This is a genomic window from Mycobacterium sp. 48b (genome assembly GCF_048282725.1).
Taxonomy (GTDB): Bacteria; Actinomycetota; Actinomycetes; order Mycobacteriales; family Mycobacteriaceae; genus Mycobacterium.
Genome location: NZ_JBLVUL010000001.1, coordinates 1,555,012 through 1,569,610, shown reverse-complemented (window position 1 = coordinate 1,569,610; position 14,599 = coordinate 1,555,012). Strand labels below are relative to the sequence as shown.

General features: G+C 67.7%; 18 protein-coding genes and 4 tRNA genes. 9 read left to right on the top strand and 13 right to left on the bottom strand.

Features of this window, described 5'->3' with window-relative positions; translation table 11 throughout:
• Positions 1-13: 13 nt before the first annotated feature.
• From ACNQR1_RS07295 to ACNQR1_RS07270, 6 genes are read right to left on the bottom strand one after another with little or no spacing between them, the layout of a single operon-like run.
• Positions 14-613, bottom strand: coding sequence for a TetR/AcrR family transcriptional regulator (locus tag ACNQR1_RS07295; protein WP_418045112.1), 600 nt, complete (start codon positions 611-613; stop codon positions 14-16).
• A 24-nt stretch (positions 614-637) separates the two neighbouring features.
• Positions 638-880, bottom strand: coding sequence for a hypothetical protein (locus ACNQR1_RS07290; RefSeq protein ID WP_418045110.1), 243 nt, complete (start codon positions 878-880; stop codon positions 638-640).
• Positions 881-902: 22 nt separating this feature from the next.
• On the bottom strand, positions 903-1,472 hold the full coding sequence (locus ACNQR1_RS07285) for a YdcF family protein (RefSeq protein WP_418050307.1): 570 nt from the start codon (positions 1,470-1,472) through the stop codon (positions 903-905).
• A gap of 53 nt (positions 1,473-1,525) precedes the next feature.
• Positions 1,526-2,221 carry a hypothetical protein gene (locus ACNQR1_RS07280; RefSeq protein WP_418045108.1) on the bottom strand — a complete coding sequence of 232 codons (696 nt, stop codon included), beginning with the start codon at positions 2,219-2,221 and terminating at the stop codon, positions 1,526-1,528.
• Positions 2,222-2,233: 12 nt separating this feature from the next.
• Positions 2,234-3,775 carry a nicotinate phosphoribosyltransferase gene (locus ACNQR1_RS07275; protein WP_418045106.1) on the bottom strand — a complete coding sequence of 514 codons (1,542 nt, stop codon included), beginning with the start codon at positions 3,773-3,775 and terminating at the stop codon, positions 2,234-2,236.
• Positions 3,776-3,777: 2 nt separating this feature from the next.
• Positions 3,778-4,641 carry a phosphoribosyltransferase family protein gene (locus ACNQR1_RS07270; RefSeq protein ID WP_418045104.1) on the bottom strand — a complete coding sequence of 288 codons (864 nt, stop codon included), beginning with the start codon at positions 4,639-4,641 and terminating at the stop codon, positions 3,778-3,780.
• Positions 4,642-4,880: 239 nt separating this feature from the next.
• Between ACNQR1_RS07270 and ACNQR1_RS07265 the strand changes: the two genes are divergently transcribed.
• The 4 genes from ACNQR1_RS07265 to ACNQR1_RS07250 are packed head-to-tail and all read left to right on the top strand — an operon-like array spanning position 4,881 to position 7,695.
• Positions 4,881-5,792: a TIGR04222 domain-containing membrane protein gene (locus ACNQR1_RS07265; RefSeq protein WP_418045102.1), complete on the top strand. Its 912-nt coding sequence runs from the start codon at positions 4,881-4,883 to the stop codon at positions 5,790-5,792.
• Positions 5,789-6,655, top strand: coding sequence for a DUF692 domain-containing protein (locus tag ACNQR1_RS07260; RefSeq protein ID WP_418045100.1), 867 nt, complete (start codon positions 5,789-5,791; stop codon positions 6,653-6,655). Before ACNQR1_RS07265 ends, ACNQR1_RS07260 begins: the two co-directional genes overlap by 4 nt.
• Positions 6,652-6,852: a hypothetical protein gene (locus ACNQR1_RS07255; protein ID WP_418045098.1), complete on the top strand. Its 201-nt coding sequence runs from the start codon at positions 6,652-6,654 to the stop codon at positions 6,850-6,852. Before ACNQR1_RS07260 ends, ACNQR1_RS07255 begins: the two co-directional genes overlap by 4 nt.
• 21 nt (positions 6,853-6,873) lie before the next feature.
• Positions 6,874-7,695 carry a L,D-transpeptidase gene (locus tag ACNQR1_RS07250; protein WP_418045096.1) on the top strand — a complete coding sequence of 274 codons (822 nt, stop codon included), beginning with the start codon at positions 6,874-6,876 and terminating at the stop codon, positions 7,693-7,695.
• Between the two features lie 131 nt (positions 7,696-7,826).
• Here the strand turns inward: ACNQR1_RS07250 and ACNQR1_RS07245 are convergent.
• The 3 genes from ACNQR1_RS07245 to ACNQR1_RS07235 all read right to left on the bottom strand — a co-directional run bounded on the left by ACNQR1_RS07245 (position 7,827) and on the right by ACNQR1_RS07235 (position 8,126).
• Positions 7,827-7,900 (bottom strand) — tRNA-Phe (locus tag ACNQR1_RS07245).
• A gap of 41 nt (positions 7,901-7,941) precedes the next feature.
• Positions 7,942-8,018 (bottom strand) — tRNA-Asp (locus ACNQR1_RS07240).
• Between the two features lie 35 nt (positions 8,019-8,053).
• Positions 8,054-8,126, bottom strand: a tRNA-Glu gene (locus ACNQR1_RS07235).
• Between the two features lie 133 nt (positions 8,127-8,259).
• Here ACNQR1_RS07235 and ACNQR1_RS07230 point away from each other — a divergent pair.
• Positions 8,260-8,335, top strand: a tRNA-Lys gene (locus ACNQR1_RS07230).
• 56 nt (positions 8,336-8,391) lie between these two features.
• On the opposite strand, the gene ACNQR1_RS07225 is transcribed toward ACNQR1_RS07230, so the two are convergent.
• On the bottom strand, positions 8,392-8,757 hold the full coding sequence (locus ACNQR1_RS07225; protein WP_418045094.1) for a group I truncated hemoglobin: 366 nt from the start codon (positions 8,755-8,757) through the stop codon (positions 8,392-8,394).
• A gap of 228 nt (positions 8,758-8,985) precedes the next feature.
• On the opposite strand from ACNQR1_RS07225, the gene ACNQR1_RS07220 reads away from it, so the two are divergent.
• A complete protein-coding gene (locus ACNQR1_RS07220; RefSeq protein WP_418045092.1) occupies positions 8,986-9,312 on the top strand; it encodes a DUF732 domain-containing protein in 327 nt (108 codons plus the stop codon).
• 31 nt (positions 9,313-9,343) lie between these two features.
• On the opposite strand, the gene ACNQR1_RS07215 is transcribed toward ACNQR1_RS07220, so the two are convergent.
• Positions 9,344-10,354, bottom strand: a complete 1,011-nt coding sequence (locus tag ACNQR1_RS07215) for an oxygenase MpaB family protein (protein ID WP_418045090.1) — start codon at positions 10,352-10,354, stop codon at positions 9,344-9,346.
• Between the two features lie 80 nt (positions 10,355-10,434).
• On the opposite strand from ACNQR1_RS07215, the gene ACNQR1_RS07210 reads away from it, so the two are divergent.
• Positions 10,435-11,019, top strand: coding sequence for a TetR/AcrR family transcriptional regulator (locus ACNQR1_RS07210; RefSeq protein ID WP_418045088.1), 585 nt, complete (start codon positions 10,435-10,437; stop codon positions 11,017-11,019).
• Between the two features lie 13 nt (positions 11,020-11,032).
• Here ACNQR1_RS07210 and ACNQR1_RS07205 read toward each other — a convergent pair whose 3' ends face one another.
• Together ACNQR1_RS07205 and ACNQR1_RS07200 are read right to left on the bottom strand one after the other, a co-directional pair.
• A complete protein-coding gene (locus tag ACNQR1_RS07205; protein ID WP_418045086.1) occupies positions 11,033-11,473 on the bottom strand; it encodes a hypothetical protein in 441 nt (146 codons plus the stop codon).
• A gap of 179 nt (positions 11,474-11,652) precedes the next feature.
• Positions 11,653-12,108: a hypothetical protein gene (locus ACNQR1_RS07200; protein WP_418045084.1), complete on the bottom strand. Its 456-nt coding sequence runs from the start codon at positions 12,106-12,108 to the stop codon at positions 11,653-11,655.
• Between the two features lie 192 nt (positions 12,109-12,300).
• On the opposite strand from ACNQR1_RS07200, the gene ACNQR1_RS07195 reads away from it, so the two are divergent.
• Together ACNQR1_RS07195 and dusB are read left to right on the top strand one after the other, a co-directional pair.
• Positions 12,301-13,302: an acyl-ACP desaturase gene (locus ACNQR1_RS07195; protein WP_055117683.1), complete on the top strand. Its 1,002-nt coding sequence runs from the start codon at positions 12,301-12,303 to the stop codon at positions 13,300-13,302.
• Positions 13,299-14,483 carry a tRNA dihydrouridine synthase DusB gene (gene dusB, locus ACNQR1_RS07190; RefSeq protein WP_418045082.1) on the top strand — a complete coding sequence of 395 codons (1,185 nt, stop codon included), beginning with the start codon at positions 13,299-13,301 and terminating at the stop codon, positions 14,481-14,483. The genes ACNQR1_RS07195 and dusB overlap by 4 nt, the downstream gene beginning before the upstream one ends.
• The last annotated feature ends 116 nt before the right edge of the window (positions 14,484-14,599 follow it).

Sequence of the window (14,599 nt, the reverse complement as noted above, 5' to 3'; positions counted from 1 at the left end):
AGTTTTCGCGCCGTCAGGCCCGGGGTTCCAGCAACGCGGTGCAGGCGATCACTGCGTCCTCGGTGATCTCGCCGACCTGCCCGCCGCTTTCCACGGTGATCGCGGTGAGCTCACGCAACCCACCCAGCATCATGATGGTCCGGCGCCGGGAGATCGCGACTCCGGCCGAGCGGAACACCTCGGTGTTCGTCATGGCCTGAACCATGGCGACGAACTTCTCCATCGACTCGCGCTGCAACTCCCGCGCCGCCGTACCCAACGTCGGCATGTCGCGGATCCAGGCCAGCATCAACTCGGGGTGGGCCTGATACGAGGCGATCCACGCCTCGACCGCCTGCCGGACCTGCGTCCGCCATGGCACCTGCTGGTCCACCGCCCCGGCGATCTCACGCACATGTTTGGAATTGATACTGGTCAGCAACGCCACAAAGCACTCCTCGCGGCTGCCGAAGTGTTCGTAGAACGTGCGGCGCGACGTCTTGGCACGCCGCACGATGTCGGCGACCGTGGTGTTCTGGTAGCCGTCCTCGACGATCGATTGGACCATGGCGTCGAGCAGGCGCGACCGGAACGCGCTCTTGTCGGCCTCAACCGACGTGGTGGGACTGTTCATCTCGGGCTGTCATGGTAGTGGTCATCAGCGGCGCACGGTGGGGCTGTGTCCGACGCTCGATCGCGAGCCAGGGTTGGCGGCCGGTGGCCGGTTCTGCCGAAAACTCAGACACACGCCGAGATTGCCGCCGACGCACGGTACCCCGTTGACCGTGGGAACCGGCCCGCCCGAACGATTACCGGTCGGGTCGAGGGCTGCCGGTTCAGCGGTGGCAGCCGGCGCGAGCACCACCGCCAGCGCGAGAACACCCACGACGATCCTGCCCATTCCGGCAGCGTAACCCCGCCGGTCAGCCGATCGGCGTCAAAGGACTCAGCACATCGCGCACGAATTGGGCGATGTTCACCGACGGATTGCCGTCAGGGAAGCTCACCGTGGCCAGCACAGTGCCGCCGGCATCGGCGAAGTTCTGGTCGGCGCGACCCTGATGCGTCGAGGACGTCACCACGATGATGCCGGTGGCCCCCGCCTTTTTCGCCAGCGGAACCGAGAACTGCGCGTTCTGCACGGTGCTGTTCGCCCGGTCCTCCACGATGATGCGGCCGGCCGGAAGGCCAAGCATGACAAGCAGATTGCGCATCTGCGCGGCCTCGGTCTGACCGTTCTGCGGGTTGCCGCCGGTGACGATGACGGGAGCCTGCGGAAACGCCTGCGCGATCGCGAGGCCGGTGAGCGTGCGGTGATAGAGGATGGCTCGCATCGAGCCGTCGGGCTTCAGTCCATAGCCGAGGATGACGATGGCGGGCTTGGTGAAGTCCTTGCCGGCCACTGCCGGTGCGGCCTGCGCGCTGACCGGACCGGCGGTCAGCGCCAGGGCACACAGCAGCGCCACGACCAGAACCCGCAGGTAGTTACGCATCTCACCCCCGACAGCTGCGACACTTGTGATTGTCGTTGCCAATGGGGTCGATGTTACCGATCTGGCGGATGTGGCGCCCTACTCACATAGACCGTCTCGGGCCTGGTCACCGCGGCCACCTTGCCGCCCGGCGCCAGCACCGTGGTCCGGGACCGGCGCCGGCGCACGGCCTCGGCGGTGGGCGCCTGCTCCGGATCCCACCCGGCCAGGTGGTGCAGCAGCCGCAGGGTGGACCACAACCCGGCCCCGGTGATCCCGTGCTCGGGGTCGGCCGACACCAGCGCATGCGCCACCGCACCGTCGGTGAACAACCCGTCGAACGCCCGGCCTGCGGCCGCGGCGAGCATCGGACCGTGGCCGAACGGCAACGTCGCCGGAATCGGATCCTGGGCCCGAACCAGCACCGCGCCCGCATCGGACGCAGGGGTGTGCACCCGAGTCAGGCACACCAGGGACACGGTGTGACCGCGTTCGTCGCGGCCCGGATCGGAGACCACGGTGATCGGGAACGGTTCGGTCCCGGTGAGCACCTGGGCGTGCGCTCGCTCGGCGGCGATCCAGGTGGCTGTCTGCGCGACCGTCTGCCCCCGGGCCGGGTCCATCACCGCACCGGGCAGCGACAGCTGCCCGGCGTGCGGATCACGTTCCCGGCGGTACAGCACCAGGGCCGGGTCGTCGGCATCGTCGGTGATCGCCACCAGGTCCACCGACAGCCACGTGCGCTGATCGTCTGCGGGTTCGGCGAGCACGATCCAACTCTGTCATGCCGCGTCCTCCCGTCGGGCCTTCGCGGCCAGGAACCGTGCCCAGCTGGCGCGGAGCTCAGCGCGGACCCCGGCGAACGTGGCGGCGCCGACGAACTTTCCGTCCTCGAAGACCGTCCGAAGCCGTGAATTGGCCTCCTGCTCGGCGGTGGCCTGCTGCATCAGCGCCAGTGAGCCGTCCATGCCGCCCAGCACCGCCAGCCGGCCGCGCGCCGAACGCTTGGTGCCCGAATCGGTGACCGGGTCCTTGAAGATGTCGCGGCCCTGCCCGCCGACCTGCACCCACGTCGCCTTGACCGCCAGCGAGAAGGTATCTCTGGTGACGAATTGGTATGTGTATGAACCGAATCCGAAGACCGGGACCGTCGAGACGTAACCCCGCCGCATCAAGTTCGCGGTGATCGCGTCGGCTCGCTCGAAGTTGATCGAGTCGCCGTAGATCACGCCGACGTGCGGATCCAGCGCGCGATAACCCGCGGCATTCTCGGTGGTTCCGAATATCTCGGCCAGCAGATTCACCACGCCCTTGCGCTGCGGGCTGCCGGCCGGGGCCTGCGGATCGCCGCACAGGATCAGCTCGGGATCGCCGGAATCGGGTCGGATCACCAGCTTTCCGTCGCGCGCCATGATCGTGTCCTTGAGCGCGGGCAGGAACTGCGTCATCACCTGCCAGAGATCCCAGCTGTCGCTGACCACCGAGACGATCCCCGACGGGTACAGGTTCAACAGCCGCTCGAAGGTGGCCAGCTCCCCCTCCGGCCCGTTCGCGGTCATCACCGAGTGCTCGGTGGCCGGGACGGAACCGCCCAGCACGGTCCCCTCGGGCGATCCGGGATAGAACCGGTCGATCCAGCCCAGCGACGACAACGAGTCGGTTCCGGTGAAGCTCAACAGGTGCGCGGCACCGCTGACCGACGCCGCTCCCATGCCGGCCATGCCGCGGGCCGAGAAATCGTGGCCCTGCCAGTTGACCGCCGCCGTGTCGGCACCCGAGGCCGCCGCGCGCTCGTCGAGCAGGCACCGGTTGCGCCAGGCCGTGGTGGCCGAGGTGATCGGCTGCCACAACGCGGCCGACAGGTCGGTCTCGATGTAGTTGGTCAGCCAGAAGAACCTCGGATCGGTGTTCTCCACCGTCAAGTACGGGATGCCCAGCGCGGTGACAGTCCCCTCGGGCAGCGCCCGGAACCGCAGCGGCAGCCGGCCGTATCCGTACAGCTCGCGAATGTGCTCGGAGCCAACATCGTTCGGACCCAGGATGTCGGTGACACGCTCCTCGTACGCCCGGCACACCTCGTCGATGTCGGCGTCGAAGAAGGCCTGCCAACGGGCCGCCAGATCACTCAGATACGCCTGCAGCCCGAAGAACACGGTCCAGTCGACGCCAGGAACCCGGCTGCCGCGGGCGGTCAGGTTGGAGTACACGAACTCGGTGCGGTCCGGGTACTGCCTGCGGTGATCGAGCTTGTACGCGTCGGTCTCCATCAACACGGTCAGCGCATCCACGGTGGTGCGGGCGTAGTTGCGGGGGTCGAAACTCATGATCAGTTCTCCTCTTCGGCGAGCAGGGACACGACGTGGCCGATCAGCGGCACCGAACGGACTTCGTCCGGCAGGGCATCCGGATCGACGCCGGGGCTGGTGTTCGCGGCAGTGATCGATTCGAAGTGGGGCAACAGGTTCTCGCGCCACCGTCCGGTGAACAGACCGTGTGTCACCCACAGGTGCAGTTGGGTGGCCGGCTCGGTCACCTGGATCGCTTCGGCCAGACCGGCGAAAGTGCCTCCGCCGTCACAGATGTCGTCGACGAGCAGGTACCGGCCGGCTTTCAGACCGTCGGGCGCGGTGAAGCCGGACAGGGCCCCGGTCTTCGGGTCACGCACCTTGCCTGCGGTCAGCAGCGGAACATCGAGCAGGTCCGCGACCGCGCCGGCGCGATCCACGGCGCCCTTGTCGGGCGCGATCACACCGACCCAGGCGATCTCGGCGAGCGGAGAAGCCGCGATGAGCTCGGCCGCGCCGATGGAGTGGACCGTGGTCCCGTGGGCCGAGGCGGCCGCGGCCCAGGCGGCTGAGTGCGGGTCGGCGGCGATCACGTCACGGACCCCGGTCGCGGCGGTCAGCCGCGCGACACCCTGCGCGTCGTAGGTCGCATCGTGATCGCCCCGCGCCGACGGCAGATACGGCATCACCAGGACCGGGCGCGCACCCTCGTGAAAGGCGGCCCACTGCGCCAGTGCGGCGAAATCCAGTGCGCCACCGGTGTTCCAGGCGACGGGGCGACAGCTACCGGCAACGTGCTCGAGGCGACGGACGGCGACGTCGCCGCCGGGGTAGGCCTCGACGGATCCGGGTGCGGCGTCCAACCCGCGGGTGGCGGGGTCGAAGGTGTGGAAGCTCAGGCTCATGACCGAAGCGTACCAGAGATATGGGCATAATTGCCCATATCTCTCCCGGTGCGCTGCGTCACCCCCGTCGATGGCACGGATTTCCTCAGACAACAGCCATCAACTCCTCAACGGCCCCTGTCCATGGCCGTGCACGCTGGCTGATTCAGCGAGACGACCAGGTTCCGCTGAAAGTTGTGACCGGTAAGGGGATTGACGCACGCAAGGTGATCTGAACCGAACACCAGGAGGTGAATGTGATGTCGCTTGAGAAGCTGATCGACAGGTACGCCGAGGCGATAACCGCAGAGGGGTACGGATATCTCGCCGCATTGGCGACGACGGTGGTCTTCGCGGTGCTCTGGCGGATCGCAACAACGCCACGGCGCGCAGCGGTCACCGAGCCGATCAGCGCAACCGAGCTCGCGTTCCTGCGCTCGGACATCGCCCCGGTGGTGACCTCGCTGGCAGGCCTGCGGGCAAGCGGACGGATCACCGCGAATCGACGGGTGGACGGCGCCGTACGCAGCCCCGAGATCGACGGGTTCACCGGACGGGTGCTGGAGCGGGCCGGCGCGGACCCCGACCACACCGTGCCGGGGCTGTACGCCGCTTCCGGCGACGAACTCGCGGCGCTGGAAGCCCAGCTGAGCCGGCGAGGGCTGGTGCGCAGCACGGCCGAACGGACCCGCATGCGCTGGGGCACAGCGCCGTCGATCCTGGTGATGGCACTCGGCGTCGGCTACGGCATCTATCTGCTGACATCGTTGTCCGACCGCCCGATCCACGCCGTCACGTTCACCGCGGTGGCCCTCGCCACGGTCCTGTACGGGGCGCTCGTGCTCCCCCACCTGCTCGGCGTCGATCGCCTGACCCGCGCGGGCCGTCGACTGCTCGCCGCCCGGCAGAGGGAACTCGCTTATCTGGAGCCCGCGAGACAACCCGCCTTCGACACCTACGGCCCGGCCGCGGTGGCGATGTCGGTGGCCCTGTTCGGTACCGGTGCCCTGTGGGCGGTCGACTCCGACTACTCGACCTCGGTTCAGCTGGCCGGGGACTCCTCCGGCGGCGCCGACGGTGGCGGATGCGGCGCCTCATGCGGGGGCGACGGCGGGGGCGGGGGCGGCGGCTGCGGTGGTGGCTGTGGCGGGTGCGGGGGCTGCGGCGGATGAACGCCGCGGTCCGTACCGTTCCCGGCCTGGGCGATGTGGGGATCGGCTGGCGACGCGAGATCGCCGGAGTGATCGCCGATCTGCGGCCCGGGTTCTGCGAGGTGATCGCCGAGTCGATCCCGATCCGCCGCCGCCGAGCCCGGCCGGACCCGGCACTGGCGGACCTGGTCGCCCGCGGCGTGCCGGTGATCCCGCACGGCGTCGCACTCTCGCTGGGCGGTGCAGAACCCGTGCAGCCCAGGCGGGTCCGGCGCCTGGCCGCCTGCGCGCAAGCACTCGGCGCCCCGGTGGTCAGCGAGCACATCGCCTTTGTCCGGGCCGGCGGGATCGAGGCCGGACATCTGCTGCCGGTCCCACGCACGCGGCAGGCCCTCGACGTGTTGGCGGCCAACATCGAACGCACCCGGCAAGAACTGCCGGTGCCGCTCGCGGTGGAGAACATCGCCTCCTTCGTGGAGTGGCCGGAGTCCGATCTCACCGAGTCGGAGTTCCTCGCCGAACTGGTGGACCGGACCGGCGTGCTGTTGGTCCTCGACGTGGCGAACGTGTACGCCAACGCGCGCAACCGTGGACGTGATCCGATACGGGAGCTGGCGCGGCTACCCGCGGAACAGGTGGCCTACAGCCACGTCGCGGGCGGTCGCGACGGTGAGGACTTCTACCACGACACCCACACCGCGCAGACTCCCCCGGAGGTGTTGGATCTGGTCACAGCGCTGCGGGAACGGGTCGACACCCCGTTCATGCTCGAGCGTGACGGCCGGTTCCCGCCTGCCGCAGAGCTTTTCGACGAGCTGGACGCGATCGCCGCGGCCGCGGGAGCCGCGCCGATCACCACCGGGGCCCGGGAGGCGTGGGTATGACCGACACGTTGGCTCGGCGGCAGGAGGCGCTGGTTCGCGCGCTGGTGGCCGGTGGTCCGGTACCGCCGGGGTTCGATCCGGTGGCGGTGGCTGCGGCCGGGGAGGTGTGCCGGCACAAGCGGGATGCACACTCGGGTGCGGCTACTGGTCGACGCCGGTGGTGGTCGGTGCGCCGCCGGGACACCGGACAGGTCTGACCAGCGTGACACGATGGTCAGATGAGTGACTGGACGAGGAAAAGACTTTTCGGCGCTTTGAGGGCAGCCGGAGCGGCTTCGATGGTGGGTTGTGCGTTGATGTTGGGTGCCGGTGCCGCGCAGGCAGATCCGGCGCCGTTCGACCCGCCGCGGCTCGTGCCCGCCGACGGCGCGACCGTCGGCGTGGCCCAGCCGATCATCATCAACTTCCCTGGCCCCGTCGCTGATGCCGGCGCCACCGAGAACGCCATCCATATCTCGTCCGTCCCGGAAGTACCCGGCAAGTTCTACTGGATCACCCCCACGCAACTGCGCTGGCGTCCGCTGAGCTTCTGGCCCGCACACACCGCGGTCACCGTCGACGCCGCCGGTACGGTGTCCAACTTCAACACCGGTGACACAGTGGTGGCCACGGCCAACGACACCACCCACCAACTGACCGTCACCCGCAACGGGGCCGTGGAGAAAACCATCCCGATGTCGATGGGTATGGCGTCCGGCGGCCACCAGACTCCGAACGGCACCTACTACGTTCAGGAAAAAATGCCCTCGGTGGTGATGGATTCGTCCACCTACGGCGTCCCGGTCAACTCGCCGAACGGATACAAGCTGACCGTTGATCTGGCCGTCCGGTTCGACGACAGCGGCGACTTCGTGCACAGCGCCCCGTGGTCCGTGTCAGATCAGGGCAAGCGCAACGTCAGCCACGGCTGCATCAACATCAGCCCCACCAACGCCAGGTGGTTCTTCGACACCGTCCGCCCCGGCGATCCCATCATCGTGCAGAACTCCGGCGGCGGCACGTACTCCCGCTACGACGGTTCCAACGACTGGCAGATCTGACGGAGAAGGGTCGCTACGGTTCCGGCGATCGGCGTCAGCAATTGGCCTGATGGCGGTCGCCGGAGCCCTTGGCCTACCTGGGCCTGGCCCCAGATACAGAAAAACCCGCTACGGGTAGCGGGTTCTCTCAGTGGCCAGGGCCGGGATCGAACCGGCGACCTTCCGCTTTTCAGGCGGACGCTCGTACCAACTGAGCTACCTGGCCGGAAGGCACCGGCTCTTGCAAACCGAACTGCCTCGCCGTGATGGCGACCCTGACGGGACTCGAACCCGCGACCTCCGCCGTGACAGGGCGGCGCGCTAACCAACTGCGCCACAGGGCCTTACTTTCCAGCATGCTCCACGTTTCCGTGTTGCGTACCCCCAACGGGATTCGAACCCGTGCTACCGCCGTGAAAGGGCGGCGTCCTAGGCCACTAGACGATGGGGGCCTAATCCGAATCTCTCCGGGGTGTTCACAACGTGTCCGTTGGGAGCTTCGATAGCTTAGGGTACGGATGCCCAAATCTTCAAACCCGGTGGTCGCAACACCAATTTCACCCATCTTGTACCCTGTCTTCTCGCGCCCCTATAGCTCAGTTGGTAGAGCTACGGACTTTTAATCCGCAGGTCGTAGGTTCGAGCCCTACTGGGGGCACCAGACACCCGCCGCAAGGCGGGTCACGGTGCGGTTCACGCATTGCGCGCTGCCGCCGTTTACGCGCTCCGCGCGGTAGCGATCTCGTCGGCCAGTGGCGCGATCGCGGCGATGATCTGCCCGACGGTCGGCTCGGGCACCCCGGCCCCGGCAAGGCTGTCGCCCAGGTGGCCCGCTACGAGGTTGAAGTGGTGCATGGTGATGCCGCGGCCCTGATGGACCTGACGCATCGGTGCGCCGCTGTACTCGACGGGGCCGCCCAGCGCCGCGGCGAAGAACTCCACCTGCCTGCCCTTGAGCCGGGCCATGTTGGTTCCGGTGAAGAACCCGGACAGCTGGTCGTCCGCCAGCACCCGCCGATAGAAATCGTCGACGACGGTCTCGAGTGCCTCGGCCCCGCCGATCTGGTCATAGATGGTCGTCATGGCGTCAGCATCGAACAACGCCGTCGCCCTGCAATTACCGAGGCGTAGCCGCTCCGCTACAGCGGGCTCACAGGTATGGGGGTATCCGTCAGCACCATTGGCTACTCCCGTTTATCGTTATGACCGGGGGTCGGAAGTGATATCCGGCGTGAGGTCTTCACGGCAGGCGTCGGCAGTTCGAATCAAGGAGTCAGAAGAATGCTCTCCCGGCGCCCGCGCACTCGAGTCATGGCCACCGCGATCGGTGCCGCCGCGCTGGCCGCAAGCGCCGCGTTCGGGGTCGCGCCGGCCCACGCGGACGCTCAGGATGACCAGTTCTTCGCCATCGTCAACGATCTGAAGATTCCCACCACCTCCGCCGAGGAGGCGGGCCAGGTCGGTCGCGGAGTCTGCGACGCGCTCACGAAGGGCAAGATCGAGCCCGCCCGCACGGTGCGGGGCGTCATCAGTCAGCTGATGAACCAGGCCGGCATCGACAAGCATCAGGCCGCGAACCTGGTCCGGGGTGCGGTCAAGGTCTACTGCCCGCAGAACGCCCCGTTCGTCGGGCGCTGAGGCCCACGAACGAGGCTCTGGCGCAAAGGGGCTACACCTTGGGGCAGTAGTGCATCCCGTTGTCGCGGTGTCCGATCGGCGGCAGGTTGCGGGCCGGGGTGTGCACCAGCGGAGCGTCCGCCGGAAGTCGTCCCGTGGCACGGTCCCACGCGGTGCGGGCCCGCGGATGCATGCGGCGCCGCCGGGGCACCAACTTGAAAATGTGACCGATCGCCTTGCCCAGCAAGCGGTGTCGCTTCTCGTCTCGCTCCGACCAGCTGTATCCCATCAGCTCCCGCACCGCCGGGTGGTACAGGCCGACGGTGAACCACACGAACAACGGGTGCACCACATGCTTGCGCTGCAACGCCCACATCCAGTCGGGCAGCTTCGAGGCGAACGGCGGCTTCGGAAGCTCACTCAGGTCCAGTACATCGCGGACCGCCTGGTTGTTCTCCAACACGTTGCGGCACATGTGTTCCCAGTAGACCTGGAAGTCCTCCCAGGTTTCCGGCACCGGCCGCATGCTCATCCCGTACATCGCGTACCACTGCTTGTGCTCCTCGAACAGCTGCCGCTTGTCGGCCTCGGAGATGCCGCCGGCGAGCCGGTCCGCCACGATGATCGTGCCGACGAAGAATGTCGAGTGCGCCCAGTAGAAGACCTCGGGATTCAGCGCGTGGTACCGGCGCCCCTGCGCGTCGACCCCTTTGATGTCGACGTGATAGTCGCGCACCTCGGCACCGGTCTGCGGCGCGCGGGCTCCGTCGAACACCACGCCGCCGATCGGGTACAGCGAGCGCAACAGCCGGGGCCAGCGTTCCTGGAAGAAGATCGAGTGCTCGATCACCGCCGCGCCGAGCTGCGGGTGCATGTTCTGCATCGACCCGGCCCACGGTCCCTGGAGCATGCCCCGCCAGTCGCCGAAGTACTTCCACGTCAGCGAATCCGGCCCGAGCGGGATCGGCGGCGCTCCGTAACCGCCCGGAGCAGCGGGACAACCCGCCGCCACCACAGCGGATCCGCTGGTCACGGGGCATGTCTCAGAAGTATCTTGTGTCACAGGTGCGCTTTCTGCCGGCAAGACGATGGTCCTGTTTCAAATGTGACTACACACGTTGTCATCGGAGCTTAGGAGTAGATGTGCCATCCGGTCAACGACGCGGCCGATGGTCGGGCGTTCCGCTTCAGGAACGCACGGCACGTCGCCGCGACGAGCTGATCGCCGCAGGCGTCACCTTGCTGGGCAAACCCGACGGCCCTGCCCTCACGGTCCGGGCCGTGTGCCGGGCCGCCGAACTCACCGAGCGGTACTTCTACGAGAGCTTCAACGACCGGGACGCCTTCGTCCGAGCCGTGTACGACGACGTCTGCGCCCGGGCGATGTCGACGCTGACCACCGCCGTCACCCCCCGAGACGCAGTGGAACGTTTCGTCGCACTCATGGTCGACGACCCCACCAGGGGCCGGGTCCTGCTGCTGGCCCCCGAATCCGAACCGGTACTGACCCGCTCGGGCGCAGATTGGATGCCCGACTTCATCGGCCTGCTGCAGCGCAAACTGACCCGCATCGCCGACCCGGTGCGTCAGGCGATGGTCGCCACCAGCCTGATCGGGGCGCTGACTGCGCTGTTCACCGCGTACCTCGACGACAGGCTGCCCGCCAGCCGCGAGCAATTCATCGACTACTGCGTCGACATGCTGCTCGGCCGGGCCGGCAGCTTCTGAGCGAACCCCGGACCTACTCGTCAGGCGTACTGGCCTCGGCGATCGGCTCCTGCTCGGCCGCGGCGGCCTCGTCTTCGGCGGCCTTGGCCTCCCGGCCCGCCGGGCTGCCGATCGACGCGCCAGGGTGGGTCTCGGTGGCATGGTCGCCGTCGCAGTTGAGCGCCACCTGGGTCACGTCTTCTTTGTATTCGTAGTAGGTGTCGGACGTCTGCGGCACCAGCTGCCGGACGGTCCAGGCGCTGGTGACGATGCACTCGTCCCGCGGCAACCGGCTACCCACGGTGACCGCGACATGTGCGGTGCCGCCACCATCCTCGATTGTGGTGACCGCGTCGCTGTACGTCTGCCCCACCACGTCCGGTGCCGCTTGGGCCGCCCCCGCGCCCACCACCGCGAACGCAAAACCCGCCGCGGACATACCGATGACACTTCCGAACCCGATCGCGATCTTCATCTGGCCCGACCTTCCCCGTCCGGTGATCTCTCCCGGAGAGGTGGGGTGCCGGCGTCATGCCCGCGCTCGTCAGCAGTCCCTCGTTCCGCGGCAAGGTGCCACGAAAGACTCTTTGGGAGCTGACCTGGATTTTAGTCGGCGATGGGGCTCACATCGAGCAATTAACGCTCGTTTAACCGCTACTCGTCGGGAGTGCTGACCTCGGCCAGCTGCTCCTGCTGGGCGGCGGCGGCCTCCGCTTCGGCCTGCGCCTCTTCCTCGTCGGCCGCAGCCTTGGCCTGACGGCCTGCGGGGCTGGCCACCGATGCGCCGCCGTGGGTGGCGGTCGCATGGTCGCCGTCGCAGTTCAACGCGACCATGACCTCACTGTCGGCATGCCCGAACGAGCCGCCGCTGTCGCGCACGAACGGGGCGTCCCACGCGTTGGTGACGATGCAATCGCCCTGGGACAGCTTGCTGCCCACGGTGACGGCGACCTTTGCGCTGGCACCGCTATCCTCGATCGCGCTCGAAGCGTCCGAGTAGGTTTGGCCGACCACGTCAGGCGCGGCAGCCGCAACGCCGGCACCGAACAGCAGGGATACGGCCGCACCGGTGGCAATTGCAGCTCCGGCACCAACGACAACCTTTTTCACGTGTGCCCAACCTCCGAGCGTGGGTATCCGACTGGTATTCGTGCGGATCTTACAGTCGCTGCGGTGGCCGCGCAGGACTCGTAGACGCGCCCGCGGGGCAACTTGATGTCACTGGTTTACACAGATATATTGACTGCTACCAACAGGTACAGATAACTGAGCGTCCCACCGGACGCGAGGAGGGTAGGACACATGTCGCAGGAATACACAGACCTGCAGCTCCTGCACGAACTCGAGCCTGTCGTCGAAACCAGCATCAACCGCCACATGCGGATGCGTAAGGACTGGAATCCCCACGACTTCATCCCGTGGTCGGACGGCAAGAACTACTACGCACTCGGCGGCCAGGACTGGGATCCCGAACAGTCCAAGCTGTCCGAGGTCGCCAAGACCGCGATGGTGCAGAACCTGCTCACCGAGGACAACCTGCCCTCGTATCACCGCGAGATCGCGATGAACATGGGCATGGACGGCGCCTGGGGCAACTGGGTCAACCGCTGGACCGCCGAGGAGAACCGCCACGGCATCGCCCTGCGCGACTACCTCGTGGTGACCCGCGCCGTCGACCCCGTCGAACTGGAAGAGCTGCGCGTCGAGCAGGTCACCCGCGGCTTCTCCCCCGGCCAGAACCAGCAGGGCGACCTCTTCGCCGAGAGCCTGTTCGACTCGGTGATGTACGTGTCGTTCCAGGAGCTCGCGACCCGCGTCAGCCACCGCAACACCGGCAAGGCCTGCGACGACCCGATCGCCGACCAGCTGCTGCAGCGCATCTCCGCCGACGAGAACCTGCACATGATCTTCTACCGTGACGTCTCGGCAGCCGGCCTGGACATCGCCCCCAACCAGGGCATGGCCTCGCTGCACCGGGTGCTGGACAACTTCAAGATGCCCGGCTACACGGTTCCGGACTTCCGCCGCAAGGCCGTCATCATCGCCGTCGGCGGCGTGTACGACCCGCGCATCCACCTGGACGACGTGGTGATGCCCGTGCTGCGCAAGTGGCGCATCTTCGAGCGTGAGGACTTCACCGGCGAGGGCGCACGGCTGCGTGACGACCTCGGCCGCATCGTCGAAGAGCTCGAGGACGCCTGCGACAAGTTCGAGGTGGCCAAGGAACGCCGCCTGGAGCGCGAGCGCAAGGTGGCCGAGAAGAAGGCCATGAAGAACCTGTTGGTGTCGTCTTCGTCTTCATGACCCTGACCGCCGCGCCTCCTGCAACTGCAGCGTCGGCCCGATCCCAACTGCGGATCGGGCCGTTCGCGTTGCCCAGCCCGGTGGTACTCGCCCCCATGGCCGGGGTGACCAATGTGGCATTCCGCACGCTTTGCCGCGAGCTGGAGATCGCCCGCGCCGGAACTGTCAGCGGCCTCTATGTGTGCGAGATGGTCACCGCACGAGCCCTCGTCGAGCGCCACCCGGTGACCATGCACATGACGACGTTCGCGCCCGAGGAATCACCGCGATCGTTGCAGCTTTACACCGTGGATCCCGAAACCACGTACCTCGCGGCCAAGATGATCGCCGACGAGGGCATGGCCGACCACATCGACATGAACTTCGGCTGCCCGGTGCCCAAGGTCACCAAGCGTGGCGGCGGATCGGCACTGCCGTACAAGCGGCGCCTGTTCGGGCAGATCGTCGCCGCTGCGGTACGCGGCGTCGCGGGCACCGACATTCCGGTGACGGTGAAGTTCCGGATCGGCATCGACGACGCTCACCACACGCATCTGGACGCCGGGCGGATCGCCGCCGAGGAAGGCGCGGCAGCTGTCGCGTTGCACGCCCGCACTGCGGCCCAACGCTATTCGGGCACCGCCGACTGGGATCAGATCGCCGCGCTGAAAGCCCACGTCACCAGCATTCCGGTGCTGGGCAACGGTGACATCTTCGAGGCCGACGACGCACTGGCCATGATGGCCGCGACCGGCTGCGACGGCGTGGTCATCGGCCGGGGCTGCCTGGGCCGGCCCTGGCTGTTCGCCGAACTCTCCGCGGCCTTCACCGGCCGCCCGGCGGCCACCCCGCCGAACCTGGGCGAGGTGGCCGACATCGTGCGCCGCCACGGCGAGCTGCTCAGCGAGCACTTCGGCGAGGACAAGGGCATGCGCGACATCCGCAAGCACGTGGCCTGGTACATGCACGGGTTCCCGGCCGGCGCCGATCTGCGGCGCGGGCTGGCCTTGGTCAAGACCCGCCGGGAGCTCGACGAGCTGCTCGACCAACTGGACGGCGACGCTCCGTTCCCGCCCGCGGCCACCGGTCCGCGCGGCCGACAGGGCTCCGCCGCGTCGGTGTCACTGCCCGAGGGATGGCTCGACGATCCCGACGACTGCGCGGTGCCGGTGGGGGCCGATGTGATGCATTCCGGAGGCTGACCTGCACACGCGCCGAGATGACATCGAGACTGCTCTGTCACCGGGTTGGGTCTAGCTCAGCCTCAGGATGTCTCAGTACGATGAAAACCCTGCCGCGGCCGGCTCAAGTAGCCAGT